Here is a 14,841-nt window from a genome sequence, read left to right on the forward strand (position 1 = left end):
TGTTAAGTTCGAACCTATTATGCTAGTGTCTGATGAGAGCAACTTTTCTTACTTCGCGAATACTTTGTGGCTGGGGAGTTCTATTGTGATTAACTTATCGTGGCTTGTCTCTCTAATTTCTCTAATCTGCCCTCTAATTCTTCATGATCTTCTATGGTTGGCGCGTCATCTTCCAGTTTAGCTAATTGCAATCCAATCTTATCTATTCTCTCACCATTTTCAGAAATCATTACTTTTACTTCATCAAAACCCCTGTCCATTTTTTTCTCCGTTGAATCAACTCTATTGTCTATTGAATTTACTCTTTCGTCAATTGAATTTACTTTCTCTAATATTGCTTGGATTATTTTAGTATCTGACACAGCAATATTATTACACTTCTTGATTAAATAATAAAGTGTGTTCAGGTATAAAAAAAGGTAACTTACTTTAATAGCCCTTATTAAGGGTCTAACATAATCCATGGGGTGGCTGAGGAGTTCCAATTAGAACCAGTTATAGCTTCAGTCGGAGAGCTTTATGAGAGGTTTTGTGAGTATAGGTACTTATTTGGTTAGTTAGATATGTAGCCTTAGTACCTGACTTGGAGCTTAAGACAGTCCTTGGTATAATTCTGCAACTTATGGCTATAGAAGTACTTGGCTTTAAAGAATGCGCTGATATTGGATGTCCGCTTATAAATACCTGCGCTGTTGTAAATGGTGAATTTCCTGTGGGTACATCGACTGGGGGGGTAGATGAAATGGATAGCATGGTGAATGTATGGGCAGAAGCTTCTGAACCTGATTGCACAAGTAATCCCAAAGGCAAATTTGATGATGGTTTTAAAAGAGTATCTGTTTGGAGAAAAGGTGGTAGCTACACTTGGAAATAGTATTCAGAAATTTACAGGGACAGGGTCAAACCCTGTAATGATATATGCTTACCCCCAAGAGACACTACAGAGTATCTACATGGATGCCAATTGTCTATTGTAGGTTTTCCAGATAGATTATGTTCCAATATTCGCTAACTACTATGCAGTTCGACAAAGTATTATTGATACTAAAACAGAAGTGCGTTGGATAGCTACAACAAGTCCAGCTGATAATGCATTAAACACTAGTAGTTACCTCCATAGTTTTCTTGATGAATCGGGCGTAACAAGTCTGGGATATCATGATCTTACTGCTCCACTTCGGTTTCATATGGAAATGCTGGAGTATATATAAGATTATTTGACAAATTTAGCAGGGCTGTAATTGATGAGACGTTATGATTGGAATTTATAGGGTTACAGGGTTTAACCCTGTAAATAGCCCTTATTAAAGGTCTAATCCAACTCATGGGTAGCCTACCGAACGATGTCCGCACCTATTATAGCAATCTTCCATTGCAAGAGTTGGTATTTTTCAGGACAGCATTTTCGAGTTTATAGTCTTATTGCGCAGTCGGTATAGACTCTATCCATAATTTTGATTTATCTTGGGGATTTCCATAGTTATAATTCACGCTAATTTCCTCATCTTTTTCAATATTCTTTATCACAAAAAACTCAATTGTACCATCATCTTTTCGCTTTTGATACAAAGCATTAGGCGCGTAGGAATGATTATAAAGTGAACCAAAACCCAAGCAAATTGCCGCCTTGTGATTTTTCTTGTCATCTCCCCACATGAAGTAATAATTATGAAGTTCGGTTTTTCGTAAGTCTGAGACTTCTTTTTCATCAATTAGGATAATTGGACATAGTTCAATTACCTCGTCTTTACTAATGTTTTGACTAGCAAAAACACCTCTTCCTGCGTTCTTAATCTTTGAATTACCAATATATATTTTTGTTGGAGGCTAAATTTTTATGGGTGGCTGAGGGGATTCGAACCCCCGACCCCTGGTACCACAAACCAGTGCTCTAACCAGCTGAGCTACAGCCACCATATATAAACTATTATATTTTCTTGCTAATAAAACCCTCAGCAATAATTCGCTCTATCAATTTTCTATCCTTTTGTCTCTTTACCCAATATTCAATCATTCTAGCTACTCTGATAGTATTATATTGTTGCACAAATGTACACTTTAATGGTAATAAGTTTTTTGTAGCAAAAACTCTTCCCTTATTATGTCTTTCAAGTCTTTTCTCTACATTAACTGTGCTTCCAATATAGTAACTTCCATTTTTCAAACTTTTCAAGATGTATACATAACCAATCTTACAATTTGAACCCGACCCCTCCGGTGTACACCGGAGTGCTCTAACCAGCTGCCTGTCCCGATTTAACATCGGGGAGCTACAGCCACCATATATAAACTATTATACTAAGAGTAACCAGAAAATTACAGGGATAATTGTAACTATAATTGTGGATGTTATTGTTACATTTGGATATTTATAAAATGCTCATCCAAAGGTTAAGCCTTTCACTTTGTAAAGGGCTTAACCTTGATTCGCTTTGTTTTGCCTTGTCTGGGATTATTTGGCTAACTTGTAGTAGGAGGCTTTGGTTTTGCCTTTCTTTTCAAGGATCTGCTTTTCTACTAGTGAGTCAAGGAGGCGAAAGGCTTGTTGGCGGGTCACTTCAAAACGTTTGGAAATGTCTGAGGAACGTACAGTTTTAAGCTCCATCACAATTCGCAAGACGTCTTCCTCTCGTTTGGTAACAAGAGCTCTATTATCTCCTTTGACATGCTCTAATTTAGCCTCTTTATACTCAGTAATTTTTGCCATTGCTGCTTGAAGAGAGTAGACAAGACCATCTGTAAAATACTCCAACCATTCGGTATGATTTCCCTCGTCGGCTGAATGGAGCATGTCAGAGTAAAGTAGGCGATCAATGTCATAGTAGTCGTCAAGAATGAAGTAGCGAGACACTTCGTATCCACTAAGCATTAATAAGTAAGATGTAACTAGACGCGTAACTCTTCCATTGCCATCAAAAAAAGGATGAATATAGACAAACCAGTGATGGAATATACCTGCCTTTAGGATTGCAGGGGTTTCTTTGTCAGTTTCAAACCATAAAATGAGCTCATTAATCAGCTTGTCAATATCACCTTCGGTGTGGGCGGGCGGGTCGTGTTTGACCTTTATAGTAGCAGAGCCATCAACAATCTCTGTGTGACCGACGACAACTTTTGAGTTCCTGTACTCACCGATTCTCATATCCTTTGCGTGTCGCATTGCTAATCCATGTAACTCAAGAATTAGACTAGAGTCTAGTTTATGCTTATCTTGCTTGTAACTATCTAAGTGAACTAATGCTTCGAAATAATCTCTAACCTCTTTTTCGGCTTTTGTTGTGGGAATTCTGTCTCCTAGAATAACATTGGTAACCTCCACAGGTGTCAAAGGATTGCCCTCAATAGAAGTTGAATGGTGAGTCGCCAGGGCAATATTTGAATTTTGGAGACGTAGAGCAACTGATGGAATAAGGTTTTCTGACTCAATTTGTCCGTAAAAACGCTCAATTTGAGTAAGATTGGTAAGCAACTTGGGTGAAATTACGTAATTGGGCTTGAACATGTGTTTATTATATCATAAATCTGTTATTTGTCAACATATTTGTAGCTATTATTGTAACCTTTGTTGCATATATCCTAGGATGGAGTATAATATCCCATAGTAAGATATTTTCGTTCTCTCACTCGCCTTGTTTCGCTTTATACAAAGATATACAATAGATAAATGGCAGTAAGTAAAAATATACCTTTAATTGAAAAAGATAGATTGCTTTTAGCTCTAAGACGTCTAAATATGATCATCCCTAATAGACTACCTATTATTAGCATGTATCTAACCATCAATGGTAGTGGAGGAAAAAATATTGAAGCAATTGAGTTTGTAGACTCAGAATGGGAAAAGTTAAAAACTGAGCTCACAAAATTAAATATTAACCCGGAACCTATGGCTGAGGAAATTGTAAGAGTCAAGGAGTTTATAGAATTTAGCAGTGGAGATGGTGCAAAAGGACTTGCGGTGTATATCTCGGGGTATCGAGATATTTTTTTGACCTACCCTATAGACTACTCATTTACCAACAAAATAAGTATGGACCTGGACTTTGATCGAGCTCCATTAATTCAGTTATTTGCCGAACAACCAAAAGAGATCTTTATAACCCTATATCCCGGACGGTCAAGGTTGTATAGCTACTCAGATAGCAAGTTGGTAGAAATAGAGCCTCCTGTAATCCCCGAGGACCCTAAACAAGACCTGAAGGAGTATATGCGTGTAGTAAAGGACGCATATTGGCCATATTTTAGATCTAGTGATGTGAAATCTGTATTTTTACTTGGTCATACTGAATCAATGCATTTGTTCAAAGGCGTACTTGCAAAAACCGCTGTGCAGAAAGTGAAAGACATGGTTGGTTTACCGCTTCGTGCAACAATGGCAAGAATCAACAAAGAATCTCGCAGATTAATTAGTGAACACAATGTGTTACAACCTCAACAAAAAGTAGAACATGCTAAGAGCTTAGTCCTAAGGCACATGGCTGTATTTGGACCTACAGCAGTATTTAGATCCTTAAGAGAAGGAAGAGCAAGAGAGATTTTGGTTGATCCAAGCTTTCACCCAAAGGGTTATGTATGCGAGCGTTGCAAATTACTTGAAATAAGGAAACTAGATGCTTGCTCTTTGTGTTTTAACAACTTAACACCTATCGCGAAAGTAAAACCATATGTGTTAAAGTTAGCTATGGAATATGAGGCACTTGTAGACAAGGTAGCAAACCAGTACCTCAGAACAGAGGGTAAAGGTATAGCTTCTATATTGAGATTTGCATAAATGATTCAGATTCACCCATTAACTCAAGCCTTAATCTCCTCACTTCAAATCTCTCAAAGTGACAAGAAGGACGACTCTCCTAAGGTTGAAGTTTCCGAAACGGTTACTTTTTTGGGCGCTTTGTATGAAAAAATGCGCAACGCCGTAGAGTATAGAGAGGGACATCTGGTTCGCAAAGCTGCTATTGAAAGAGTAATTCGTCGAAGAATTGTGATAAATCAAGGTGGAGCAGAGTATATTGAGACTTTAGTAAAGGAAATGCTCTGGGGAAGATACTTAGCATCTGGGTCTATAACTGAAAAAACAGTTGAACAAGCTAAAAATGCTGCAACTAGGTACTTTGATCTACGTCGCAAACTTATCTCTCAATTGAATAACCAACAACAGATTAACGAAGTGTCTGATTGGATAATTAGCCAGCTATCTTGCAAACTCGAGTTTATTCTTGCTCCAAATCCTAAGATTGAGGCCATTACTAACTATGTATACCAGTGGTTACGTAACAATATTCATATAGAAAATGAAAGTGAAGCTACTAAAGATATTCTAATTTATCTAGCTATACAAGAGGGATTAAATAAAGTAGATACCCCACTTCTAAGATACCATCTAGTTGAATTATACGGTGAAGAGAAGTTATTTGCAGACTTCTGGGGAACATATAAATTTGTAAATAAACACGTAGAACACCCACTTCGCAATAAACTGGTTAACTATGTTCGTAAGCAAACGGCTCCTTTTTTAATTCTAGAGTCAATTGTGCTTACTAATAGTCCAGATCAAGTGAAAAGAATTTTGACTGATGAGAAAACGCTGGTAGAAAAGATAACCACGATCTGCACTAGTAAATATAAGCAGGTAAGTAAGCGCTTAAGACGCGCAGCAATCAGAAGTGTTATTTATCTGTTTTTAACAAAAGCGATCTTTGCCATATTACTAGAAGTACCATTTGATAGATATCTTGAAGGAGAGATAAAAATAGTTCCATTAATAATTAACACCTCAATGCCTCCCATATTAATGGGGCTTATTGCGTTACTTATCACAACTCCAGGAAAAGACAATACTAAACGAATTATTGATAGAATTAAGGAGATTATTACCACTCAAAAGCCCAATACAGATAAAAAGCAATTTGATGCTAATCCAAGTGTTAATAGGCCTTTATTAGCATTTATCTTTACAACTATTTATAGTTTGACGTTCCTTTTAATTTTTGGCTTTATTATCTGGGGACTAACAAATCTTAATTTTAACTTTGCTAGCCAACTTATCTTTATCTTCTTCTTGACAGTTGTGTCATTTTTCGCCTACAGGATTAGGCTTATACCAAGAGAATATGTATATAAAGAAAAGGGAAATGTTTTTGCTCCTATTATAGATTTCCTTATGGTGCCTATTCTTTCTGTAGGAAAAAGATTATCAAGTGATCTTTCTAAGATAAACGTAATTACATTTATCTTTGATTTCATTCTTGAAGCTCCTTTTAAAGCAATCTTTGAGGTATTTGAAGAATGGTTTGGCTTTATGAAGTCAAAAAGAGAAGAGATAGCTTAGAGATTAAATAAACTGGATGATTGTTCCATCTTTAAGCTGGTGGAAAAGTCCCACTTTTTGACCTGGATATCTAGCTGCTGGTCCCCAAACACGAGCACCTGTTGTTGTCTCTACTAGTTCTGAAGATAGTTTTATAACGGCTTCCCTAACTGTAATAGAAGAGGGGACTACCAAGGGATCTTCCATGTCCACCACGCCCTGGGGATTTCGTAGATAAATACGAATAAGGTCCAGCTTATCCCAGATTGATTGGGTAAGCTTATCTAAGCCCTTTCCCTCAAGCGCACTGATTGCAAACACGTCTGAAGATAGATTAAGTTTTTTGCCTTCCATTTTGTTAATAATCTTAATGGCGGGGACATAGACACGGTTACCAGCAAAAGCATCAATCAGTTGTTCTGGAGTAAGGTCTTCTTTAATAGAGATCTGGGCATTAACAATTCGATAACTTCTGGCGATAGTTTTTATAGTATCTTGGTCCAGCAAGGTCAGGGTTGGTGAGTTTATCTGTATACCACCTCGATCCGTCTTTTTTACTACTAATTTAGGTGGGCTTTGATTAAGTCTTACTCCTGCATTTGCAAGCTCTATCTCCATATTGGGTAGCTCTCCTTTGCGCTTAACATCAACCATAAGGATGATTAGATCTGCGATTCTAGCGACAGAAAGCACTTCTTTACCTCTACCTAATCCTTTGGCAGCCCCTGTGATAAGACCAGGAACATCAAGAATCTGAATTCTAGCTCCATTAATATTAAGCATACCTGGAATTACTTCCAGAGTTGTAAACTCATATTCAGCTACTTTGGAGTTAGCGTCGGTTAGCTGGTTTAAAAGAGTAGATTTTCCTACGGATGGGGGGCCAATTAATACAACTGTTGCATCTCCGTGCTTTGCCACAGCATAACCTCCGCCTCCTCCAGTAGCACTAAGCTTTAGTTGTCTTTCAATAATCTCACTTTTGAGCTGAGCAATACGCGCTCTAAGTTTTCCAATGTGATGTTCTGTCCCTTTGTGATAGGGTGTTTTTCTAATCTCTTCTTGGATTGCTTCAATTCTTGCTTGGTTATCCATAAGCCCAATTATAACTTGCGCATTAGTTCTTGTATAATATAATGGTAGCCTCAGTAGCTCAGTGGATTAGAGCACTGGTCTTCGGAACCAGGGGTCGGGGGTTCGAATCCCTCCTGGGGCACCACGGAGTACCGCGGGTTGCTAGCTCAATGGTAGAGCAACTGGCTCTTAACCAGTAGGTTCAGGGTTCGAGCCCCTGGCAACCCACATAAAGTTTTGGGCTTTTTCTGGCTCTAATAAAAATGGTGGCTGACCCCATTATACACTTGACACCCTCACCCCAGATATGACAGTATGAAGGGGTGAAAAAAGTGCTCATGGTGCTGGGGTTTATACCTCTTACCACAGCTACTATAGCTATAAGCTTTGTGTTACTTATTAAACTGCCTAATATCCGTGAGGTAGATGTTTTGTTACGTCAACAAGCTCATATCTTTAATGATACTTCCCCTAATTACCGAGTAGCAACATTTGTTCCACAGGTTTTAGGAAGCTTTACCGAAGCTATTGTGGCAGGGGATGCTAGACCAGTTATTATTCGTAATTATCTTGAAAGATATAATTCACCATTAGTACCCTATGCTGGTTTGTTTGTGAAAAAAGCTGATGAATATGGATTAGATAACTATTTGTTGCCAGTTGCTATCGCGCAGCAAGAATCAAATCTTGGCAAAGTGACTCCACCTAACTGTCACAACGCATGGGGATGGGGAATCCATAAGAGAGGAACGCTCTGCTTTGAATCTTGGGAAGAGGGAATAGATACATATATTAAGGATTTTAGTTCAAATTATGGTGATATAACGGAAATTGAAGATGAAAATGAGATGCTACAGGTCTTGATGGCAAAATATGCGCCCGTAAGCGTTGAGTCAGCTGGAGGTGCATGGGCAAATGGCGTGAGGCAGTTCTTACAGGATATAAGAGAGTAGTATTAGCACTTGACACCCGCAAGTGCTAGAAGTACAATATCTGGATGTTAAAACAAGTTGTTGTTTTAGTGTCTATTTTAGCTGGGTTGCTTATGAGCCCCCAGAGGGTAAACGCAGCCTACAATCAGTGTGAGCTACAGTGTAAAGTGGCTGGCTCCTCAGCAGTGCTTAATACGAGCCCTGTTTTGATTGAAAAAGCTAATATATATAATGATAGTAGAACAGTTATCTTAAGTAACTATCTAACTCAGTTTGGTTCCCCCTTATCCATGTATTCAGATATCTTTATACAGGTTGCAGATAAACATGAACTTGACTGGAGACTGATTCCAGCCATAGCTGGTGCTGAATCTACTTTTGGTAAGCGTATCGCCTCGGACTCACATAATCCGTTTGGTTATGCTGGTGGATACTTTAGCTTTGAGAGCTGGGAGAAAGCTATTGAGGTAGAAGCAGAGATGCTAGCTGTGAAGTATAGAGATAGCTGGGGATTAGTTACACCAGAGGAGGTTATGCCTATTTATGCACCGCCTTCTAAAACATGGGCAAGAAATGTCCGCTTTTTCATGAACGAAATAACTTTGTTTGAAAACAATGCCAACAAACTAGCCTTAAACCTCTAAGATCTTTCCAAACTAAGCGCATTTAAAGTATAATTTAGCTATTAGCCAGAGTGGCGGAATGGTAGACGCGCACGGTTTAGGACCGTGTGGGGTAACCCGTGGAGGTTCGAGTCCTCTCTCTGGCACATGTACAGATTTATCAAAAATCATAAGCTAACTACGCTAATCCTACTGGGGGTTGTTATTGTACTGAGTTATTACTTCTTTTTCCAGACTAAGACTAAAGGTGAAAGTGTTAAGCTGGGGGAGGTAAGTACCGAGAAACTATCTGAGGCAATAAGCGCTTCAGGAAGTGTTGATGCAGCAATTAAGGCTAAAGTTCGTTTTGCATCCTCTGGAAAACTATCATGGGTGGGGGTACAAGAAGGAGATGTAGTTAAAAAGTGGCAAGCATTAGCATCTCTGGATAAAGAGGAGCTACAAAAGAAATTAGAAAAAGAGCTTATTGATTATAAAAACGAGCGCTGGGATTTTGAACAGGGGAGAGAAGACTATGGTGTTGAGAAAGTACAAGACCAGACCTATCCAAATGTCTTGACCGATGAACTAAGGCGCATTTTGCAGAAAAATCAGTTTGACTTAGATAGTGTTGTGTTGGATGTTGAGATCCAGAATTTAGCTATAAAGTATGCAACAATTATTTCGCCAATTGATGGGTTGGTTGTAGAAATTGAGGAACCATTCGCGGGAGTAAATACTACCCCCGCTGGCGCAGAAATAACAGTTGTAGATCCAAAAAGTACCGAGTTTGTGGCTGAAGTAGATGAGGTTGATGTTAGTAAGATTAATGTAGGCCAAGGCGCTATTATTACGCTTGATGCTTATCCAGATGAAGTGATTAAAGCTACTGTAAAAAGTATAGATTTTGTAAGTACCACAACGAAAGGTGGGGGCACGGCGTATTTGGTCAAGACCACATTACCAGAGAATATTGGAGTGAAGTTTAGAATAGGTATGAACGGAGATATTGAGTTTGTAGTTGAAGACCTCAAAAGCGTATTGGTTGTGCCACAAAAATCTATCATAATTACTGATGATAATAAAACCTCTGTGTGGGTGGTAAAAGACGGTGTGGCCAAGCTAATAGAAGTAGAACTAGGAGCAGAAACAGCCGATTACGCGGAAATTATTTCTGGATTAAAAGAAGGAGAAAAGGTGGCAACAGAAGGGCAGGATGAACTAAAAGAAGGTAAGAATATCGAATGAAACCCCTATTAACGCTAAAAGATGTTTCCCGTACATACGAGCTTGGTGGAGTAGCTGTACATGCATTAAATAAGGTATCTACTGAGCTAAAAGAAGGTGAGTTTGTGGCAATTATGGGTCCGTCTGGTTCCGGTAAGTCCACTCTAATGCATATAATTGGCCTCTTGGATACTCCAAGTAGCGGAGAATTACTTTATAAAGACAAAAGCATAAAAAACTTATCTGAAAATGATCGAGCTAAGCTACGCAATAAAGTTATAGGATTTGTATTTCAGCAGTTTAATCTCATAAAAAAAGTTTCGGCACTAGACAATGTAATACTACCCATAATCTACCGTCATGAACGCATAAAAAATTCTAAAAAAATTGGAGCAAGGTTACTGACAAGGTTAGGATTGGGCAATAGACAAGATCATGCGCCTAATCAGCTATCTGGAGGACAGCAGCAGAGAGTGGCCATTGCTCGAGCATTAATCAATGATCCAGAAATTATTCTAGCAGATGAACCCACGGGTAACTTGGATACCAAAACAGGAGATCAGATTATGCAGATTTTAAAGAATCTAAATAATGAAGGTAAAACAATCGTCATGGTAACTCATGAAAGTGAAATAGCAAAATACGCTGATCGAATTATTAGAATCGTGGATGGGAAAATTATAGAAGATAAATGACATTATTAGACACATTTCAGGTGGCATTTCGCTCCTTGGCAATAAACAAGATGCGCTCAGGCTTAACTATGCTTGGAGTTATTATTGGTGTGGCATCAGTAATTCTTTTGGTATCAGTTGGCTCAGGATTACAGGCATTTGTCACAGATCAGTTTGATGAGCTGGGAACCGACTTATTAACGGTGTTTCCCGGTGAGCTAAAGTTCGGCGATACAGCAGGCAGAGAAGGTGGACCACCGGGATCAGCTAATAATAAGCTGACAAGAGAAATTGCAGAGCTTATAGAACGCAGGGCAGATTTAGTAGAAGGGGTAACTCCAGTTGCTACAACATATTCTGAAACTAAGTACTTAGGCAAAGAGAGGACGACGGGCATATTAGGTACAACCGTTAACTACATAGATATTAGAAAATCTCCAACAGACAAAGGTCGATTCTTTTCTAGACAAGAAGAGTCGGGTACTAAGCGAGTAGCAGTTCTCGGAGCAACCACAGTAAAAGAATTGTTTGGGAATAGAGATCCTATTGGAGAAGACCTTAAGATATCTGGGAAATCTTTCACTGTAATAGGTGTATTTGAGTCCAAAGGAGCAGCGTTTGGCAATGACCAAGACGATCTTGTTGCAATACCATTGACAACTTTTGAGCGTGTATTTGACCTAGATAAGGTTAGCTATATTTATACCAAAGTTGGAGACGTAGAAAGGGTAGATCAAGCAAAAAGACAGATTGAGCGAATACTACTTACCCAGATGAACAATGAAGATGTATCTGTAATTGGGACGCAAGATTTGCTAGACACGGTTACTTCAATCCTTGGAGTTATTACAGCAGGACTAGGTGGTATTGCTGCTATCTCTCTTGTAGTGGGAGGTATTGGAATTGCTAATATTATGCTAGTGTCGGTTACAGAGAGAATCCGGGAGATAGGAATCAGGAAAGCAGTGGGGGCTACCTCACGCGATATATTGCTTCAATTTCTAACTGAGGCCGCAACATTAAGTGTAATTGGAGGTGTGGTGGGGATATTAATTGGCGTAGGTGGCTCTTTAATCTTGAATAACTTTGTCCAGACTGTAGTTCCAACCTGGTCTATTATTTTAGGATTTACAATTTCAGCCTTGACTGGTATTGTTTCTGGGGTTGGTCCAGCAATAAAAGCTGCCCGCATGGATCCAATTGCTGCGCTTAGATTTGAATAGTAGATTATGATATAATTCTCTATTATGCAGACAGAGATAACTCGTCAAAAAGATGGTGCAATAGATATTTTGCTTACAATACTTTGGAAAGACGTTAAGATAAAGTATGATTCTGTAGTTGAGCAAGCAGTTAAGCACGTTGTTGTAAAAGGATTTCGAAAAGGTAAAGCACCTAAGAACTTGGCCGAACAGCAACTAGATTTAGAGCGCATGTGGCAACAAACGCTTGAAGAGTTACTACCTGTGTACTACGCTAAAATTGTCCAACAAGAAAAATTACAGCCAGTAATACAGCCACGCATTCAGCTCCAAAAAGCAGCTCCAGATAATGATTTAGTGGTAAAAATTACTACGGCTGAGAAACCGGTGCTTAAATTAGGTAAGTATAAAAAGGCAGTGACAATACTCAAAAAAGCAAGTAAGGATAAGAAAGTTAGTTTAGATGAAATACTAGGAATAATTCTTAAGGAAGTTGAGTTAACTCTCCCTGTATTTATGATTGAAGAACAGACTAATAAAGAGTTATCTTCACTGATTGATCAGGCAAAGCAGGTTGGTATGACTATTGAAAAGTATGCTCAATCAAAAGGATTATCCATTGAGCAACTTAAAGTGCAGAAAAAGCAAGAGGCAGAAAATACACTCAAACTAGAGTTTATACTTGAATCCATTGCTGACGAAGATAAAATTACAGTAGAAGATAAAGAAGTTGAGGACTTCTTTAAGGCTAGTAAAGAAAGCCTTTCAACTGAAGATCAAAACAGACAAAGATACTTCGTAACATCGCTCATTCGGCGCCGAAAGACACTCCAGCATCTTCTTGATTAAGCGTTAAGATTGTGTTAAAATTCAGTTATTGAAGCCATAGCCTATAGTATGTAGATTTATTCTATGATTAGTAGTAACACGATTTTTGATAACAGTAAGAAAAAAAAGAACAACGCAGCAGCCGAGAGACTGCAAGCTCTTCGTGTTCGCATGGCTCAACAAAATAATCCAGAGTATATAGATAGTGATAGTGCATCTAGTCGCTTGCCAAGGCCAGAGAGTGCAGAAAGCACGAAAGTTACCCAGATTCAAACTAGAACTGAGTTTACAGTGTTTAGCAAATCTGAACACCAAGATAAAATCATAATTCAGCAGGAGATTATCTCTGTTCGTCAAGAGTTGACCCTTGCTATAGCAGAAATGAAAAAGCTGGGGCAGAGAACAACTGAATATGAAAAAGCAGTTCATGAGAATATAGCTGAACCAGATGTTTATCATTTAAACTTTTTTTCAAGATTAAGTAGTATGCTGATGGTGCTCCGTCAGAATATTCAAGAGAGTAACTCTTGGATGGATATGACGTTTGCTAAGAAAAGAGCAAAGGGTTACTGGAATAAGGCAAAAAAAGGTGGAACTACTTTCACCCTCTCCCACGAGCGCAAAATGGCCACCCAAGCAGGATAATTATACATTCTGTTTGTAATATTCTTCTAGATCTAGCTTAGTTATATATGAGAGAGGCGTGGGTAGATTACCTAGGCTAAACCAGCCTATTTCATCACACTTATGTGGTTCCATAATCTTAGGCACTTGTGTCTTTTTTATCTTACCAGTATATGTAGTAGGAATCCAGTGCTGTTTTTCATCTACGAGAATCTCGTCAACAGTATGAAGAATACTATCTATTATAATATCTATATTAAACTCCTCTTTAATTTCTCTTAAAATAGCCTGTGCTCTGGTTTCACCAAACTCTATCATACCTCCCGGTACTTCCCAGTGACCCTTAGCGTTTCTGGCTAGTTGTGAGCGCTCATTAAGAAACAGTTCTCCTTTATGGTTGAATATAAGAGCACCAACTGATACTCCTATATGATCTACTCCAGGTTTCACAGGTATATTATACAGGTTTATCTCATAACTATCTAAAACCTCTGTTTAATAATATGTTATGATAAGTATCATAGGTACTATGAGAGGAAAATCGGATACTAGAATTAAATCTGAGAGATTAAGAAAAGAGCATGGACTGTCTTATAAGGAAATATCTGAAAAGACAGGTGTAAGCAAAGGGACATTGTCTAATTGGTTGAAAGGGATTGAGCTGAATATAAATCAGCAAGATCGACTAAATCAAATGCTAGTTGCTAATCGATCATCATTTGCAGCTAGAGCTTGGCCAATTAATAAAGAGAGGCATAGACTAGCAAGGGAGAATGCGTATCGGGAAGGAGTAAAAATAAACCAATCGCTTCCGAGTAATAAGTCTGTTGACGAGCTTGCATTAGCTATGCTGTATTTAGGTGAGGGCGCTAAATCATATAACAGAGTACAGCTGGCTAGTACAGACTATGGAATACTTAGATACTTTATTAGATCTCTGATTAACTTGTATGATATTGATAGAGACCGGCTTGTTCTAAATTTAAACATTGTTATAACCGCCAAAAAATATGAAGAAAAGTATATTGATTGGTGGCAAGATAAATTAGGATACTCTGACATTAGATTTGGAAAAACACAATTTGATAAGCGTTCAAAAAGAGAACATATTACACATAACTATCACGGTGTATGCACTGCTAATTATTGCGATACCTACTTGCAGCAAAGGATATTAGGTTTAGCCTATACTTACATTAAATGACGTTGCTTTTTCTGTATCATATTTGTGCTAAAATTAGCCTCAGGACCGGTTAGCTCATTTGGTTAGAGCGCTACTTTGACATAGTAGAGGTGAAAGGTTCGAATCCTTTACCGGTCACCAAAAAAGAAATCTGTGTTATTTGGTAGTGTAAATGGTGGCTGACCCTATTT

At 38.4% G+C, this 14,841-nt stretch carries 17 protein-coding genes and 5 tRNA genes; 15 read left to right on the forward strand and 7 right to left on the reverse strand.

Annotated elements, in window-relative coordinates; translation table 11 throughout:
* Window positions 1-89: 89 nt before the first annotated feature.
* Window positions 90-362: a hypothetical protein gene (locus CO050_05540; GenBank protein ID PJC30552.1), complete on the reverse strand. Its 273-nt coding sequence runs from the start codon at window positions 360-362 to the stop codon at window positions 90-92.
* Window positions 363-622: 260 nt separating this feature from the next.
* Between CO050_05540 and CO050_05545 the strand changes: the two genes are divergently transcribed.
* Entirely contained in the window at window positions 623-874 is a 252-nt protein-coding gene (locus CO050_05545; protein PJC30553.1) for a hypothetical protein, read from the forward strand.
* A gap of 545 nt (window positions 875-1,419) precedes the next feature.
* On the opposite strand, the gene CO050_05550 is transcribed toward CO050_05545, so the two are convergent.
* The 4 genes from CO050_05550 to CO050_05565 form a co-directional block, all read right to left on the reverse strand.
* Window positions 1,420-1,809: an SET domain-containing protein-lysine N-methyltransferase gene (locus tag CO050_05550; protein PJC30554.1), complete on the reverse strand. Its 390-nt coding sequence runs from the start codon at window positions 1,807-1,809 to the stop codon at window positions 1,420-1,422.
* 29 nt (window positions 1,810-1,838) lie between these two features.
* A tRNA-His gene (locus CO050_05555) sits at window positions 1,839-1,914 on the reverse strand.
* Window positions 1,915-1,927: 13 nt separating this feature from the next.
* Window positions 1,928-2,191, reverse strand: coding sequence for an excinuclease ABC subunit C (locus CO050_05560; GenBank protein PJC30633.1), 264 nt, complete (start codon window positions 2,189-2,191; stop codon window positions 1,928-1,930).
* Window positions 2,192-2,452: 261 nt separating this feature from the next.
* Window positions 2,453-3,502, reverse strand: coding sequence for a hypothetical protein (locus CO050_05565; GenBank protein ID PJC30555.1), 1,050 nt, complete (start codon window positions 3,500-3,502; stop codon window positions 2,453-2,455).
* 162 nt (window positions 3,503-3,664) lie between these two features.
* Between CO050_05565 and CO050_05570 the strand changes: the two genes are divergently transcribed.
* Together CO050_05570 and CO050_05575 are read left to right on the forward strand one after the other, a co-directional pair.
* Complete coding sequence (locus CO050_05570) at window positions 3,665-4,768, forward strand: hypothetical protein (GenBank protein ID PJC30556.1); 1,104 nt, start codon at window positions 3,665-3,667, stop codon at window positions 4,766-4,768.
* Window positions 4,769-6,325 carry a hypothetical protein gene (locus tag CO050_05575; protein PJC30557.1) on the forward strand — a complete coding sequence of 519 codons (1,557 nt, stop codon included), beginning with the start codon at window positions 4,769-4,771 and terminating at the stop codon, window positions 6,323-6,325.
* Window positions 6,326-6,328: 3 nt separating this feature from the next.
* Here CO050_05575 and CO050_05580 read toward each other — a convergent pair whose 3' ends face one another.
* Complete coding sequence (locus tag CO050_05580) at window positions 6,329-7,399, reverse strand: GTP-binding protein (protein ID PJC30558.1); 1,071 nt, start codon at window positions 7,397-7,399, stop codon at window positions 6,329-6,331.
* 47 nt (window positions 7,400-7,446) lie between these two features.
* On the opposite strand from CO050_05580, the gene CO050_05585 reads away from it, so the two are divergent.
* The 10 genes from CO050_05585 (at window position 7,447) to CO050_05630 (ending at window position 13,488) form a co-directional block, all read left to right on the forward strand.
* Window positions 7,447-7,523: transfer RNA gene (locus CO050_05585), tRNA-Arg, on the forward strand.
* An 11-nt stretch (window positions 7,524-7,534) separates the two neighbouring features.
* Window positions 7,535-7,606: transfer RNA gene (locus CO050_05590), tRNA-Lys, on the forward strand.
* 110 nt (window positions 7,607-7,716) lie between these two features.
* A complete protein-coding gene (locus CO050_05595) occupies window positions 7,717-8,331 on the forward strand; it encodes a hypothetical protein (protein PJC30559.1) in 615 nt (204 codons plus the stop codon).
* Between the two features lie 44 nt (window positions 8,332-8,375).
* Window positions 8,376-8,954 carry a hypothetical protein gene (locus CO050_05600; protein PJC30560.1) on the forward strand — a complete coding sequence of 193 codons (579 nt, stop codon included), beginning with the start codon at window positions 8,376-8,378 and terminating at the stop codon, window positions 8,952-8,954.
* A 44-nt stretch (window positions 8,955-8,998) separates the two neighbouring features.
* A tRNA-Leu gene (locus CO050_05605) sits at window positions 8,999-9,079 on the forward strand.
* A gap of 1 nt (window position 9,080) precedes the next feature.
* On the forward strand, window positions 9,081-10,160 hold the full coding sequence (locus CO050_05610; protein PJC30561.1) for a hypothetical protein: 1,080 nt from the start codon (window positions 9,081-9,083) through the stop codon (window positions 10,158-10,160).
* On the forward strand, window positions 10,157-10,834 hold the full coding sequence (locus CO050_05615; GenBank protein ID PJC30562.1) for a macrolide ABC transporter ATP-binding protein: 678 nt from the start codon (window positions 10,157-10,159) through the stop codon (window positions 10,832-10,834). The genes CO050_05610 and CO050_05615 overlap by 4 nt, the downstream gene beginning before the upstream one ends.
* Window positions 10,831-12,036, forward strand: a complete 1,206-nt coding sequence (locus tag CO050_05620; GenBank protein PJC30563.1) for a hypothetical protein — start codon at window positions 10,831-10,833, stop codon at window positions 12,034-12,036. The genes CO050_05615 and CO050_05620 overlap by 4 nt, the downstream gene beginning before the upstream one ends.
* A 24-nt stretch (window positions 12,037-12,060) precedes the next feature.
* Window positions 12,061-12,864, forward strand: coding sequence for a hypothetical protein (locus tag CO050_05625; GenBank protein PJC30564.1), 804 nt, complete (start codon window positions 12,061-12,063; stop codon window positions 12,862-12,864).
* Between the two features lie 63 nt (window positions 12,865-12,927).
* Window positions 12,928-13,488, forward strand: coding sequence for a hypothetical protein (locus tag CO050_05630; GenBank protein PJC30565.1), 561 nt, complete (start codon window positions 12,928-12,930; stop codon window positions 13,486-13,488).
* On the opposite strand, the gene CO050_05635 is transcribed toward CO050_05630, so the two are convergent.
* A complete protein-coding gene (locus CO050_05635) occupies window positions 13,489-13,938 on the reverse strand; it encodes a DNA mismatch repair protein MutT (protein PJC30566.1) in 450 nt (149 codons plus the stop codon).
* Window positions 13,939-13,975: 37 nt separating this feature from the next.
* Between CO050_05635 and CO050_05640 the strand changes: the two genes are divergently transcribed.
* Together CO050_05640 and CO050_05645 are read left to right on the forward strand one after the other, a co-directional pair.
* Window positions 13,976-14,671: a hypothetical protein gene (locus CO050_05640; protein PJC30567.1), complete on the forward strand. Its 696-nt coding sequence runs from the start codon at window positions 13,976-13,978 to the stop codon at window positions 14,669-14,671.
* Window positions 14,672-14,714: 43 nt separating this feature from the next.
* Window positions 14,715-14,791, forward strand: a tRNA-Val gene (locus tag CO050_05645).
* The last annotated feature ends 50 nt before the right edge of the window (window positions 14,792-14,841 follow it).

The organism is Candidatus Roizmanbacteria bacterium CG_4_9_14_0_2_um_filter_38_17, assembly GCA_002788855.1.
In the GTDB taxonomy this organism is placed as follows: Bacteria; Patescibacteriota; Microgenomatia.

Excerpts from the sequence above, each read along its gene's own strand:
- CO050_05600 (PJC30560.1), top strand. The coding sequence starts at position 8,376 with ATGTTAAAACAAGTTGTTGTTTTAGTGTCTATTTTAGCTGGGTTGCTT.
- CO050_05565 (PJC30555.1), bottom strand. The coding sequence starts at position 3,502 with ATGTTCAAGCCCAATTACGTAATTTCACCCAAGTTGCTTACCAATCTT.
- CO050_05630 (PJC30565.1), top strand. The coding sequence starts at position 12,928 with ATGATTAGTAGTAACACGATTTTTGATAACAGTAAGAAAAAAAAGAAC.
- CO050_05615 (PJC30562.1), top strand. The coding sequence starts at position 10,157 with ATGAAACCCCTATTAACGCTAAAAGATGTTTCCCGTACATACGAGCTT.
- CO050_05640 (PJC30567.1), top strand. The coding sequence starts at position 13,976 with ATGATAAGTATCATAGGTACTATGAGAGGAAAATCGGATACTAGAATT.
- CO050_05620 (PJC30563.1), top strand. The coding sequence starts at position 10,831 with ATGACATTATTAGACACATTTCAGGTGGCATTTCGCTCCTTGGCAATA.
- CO050_05575 (PJC30557.1), top strand. The coding sequence starts at position 4,769 with ATGATTCAGATTCACCCATTAACTCAAGCCTTAATCTCCTCACTTCAA.
- CO050_05545 (PJC30553.1), top strand. The coding sequence starts at position 623 with ATGGCTATAGAAGTACTTGGCTTTAAAGAATGCGCTGATATTGGATGT.
- CO050_05610 (PJC30561.1), top strand. The coding sequence starts at position 9,081 with ATGTACAGATTTATCAAAAATCATAAGCTAACTACGCTAATCCTACTG.
- CO050_05625 (PJC30564.1), top strand. The coding sequence starts at position 12,061 with ATGCAGACAGAGATAACTCGTCAAAAAGATGGTGCAATAGATATTTTG.
- CO050_05580 (PJC30558.1), bottom strand. The coding sequence starts at position 7,399 with ATGGATAACCAAGCAAGAATTGAAGCAATCCAAGAAGAGATTAGAAAA.
- CO050_05595 (PJC30559.1), top strand. The coding sequence starts at position 7,717 with ATGGTGCTGGGGTTTATACCTCTTACCACAGCTACTATAGCTATAAGC.
- CO050_05570 (PJC30556.1), top strand. The coding sequence starts at position 3,665 with ATGGCAGTAAGTAAAAATATACCTTTAATTGAAAAAGATAGATTGCTT.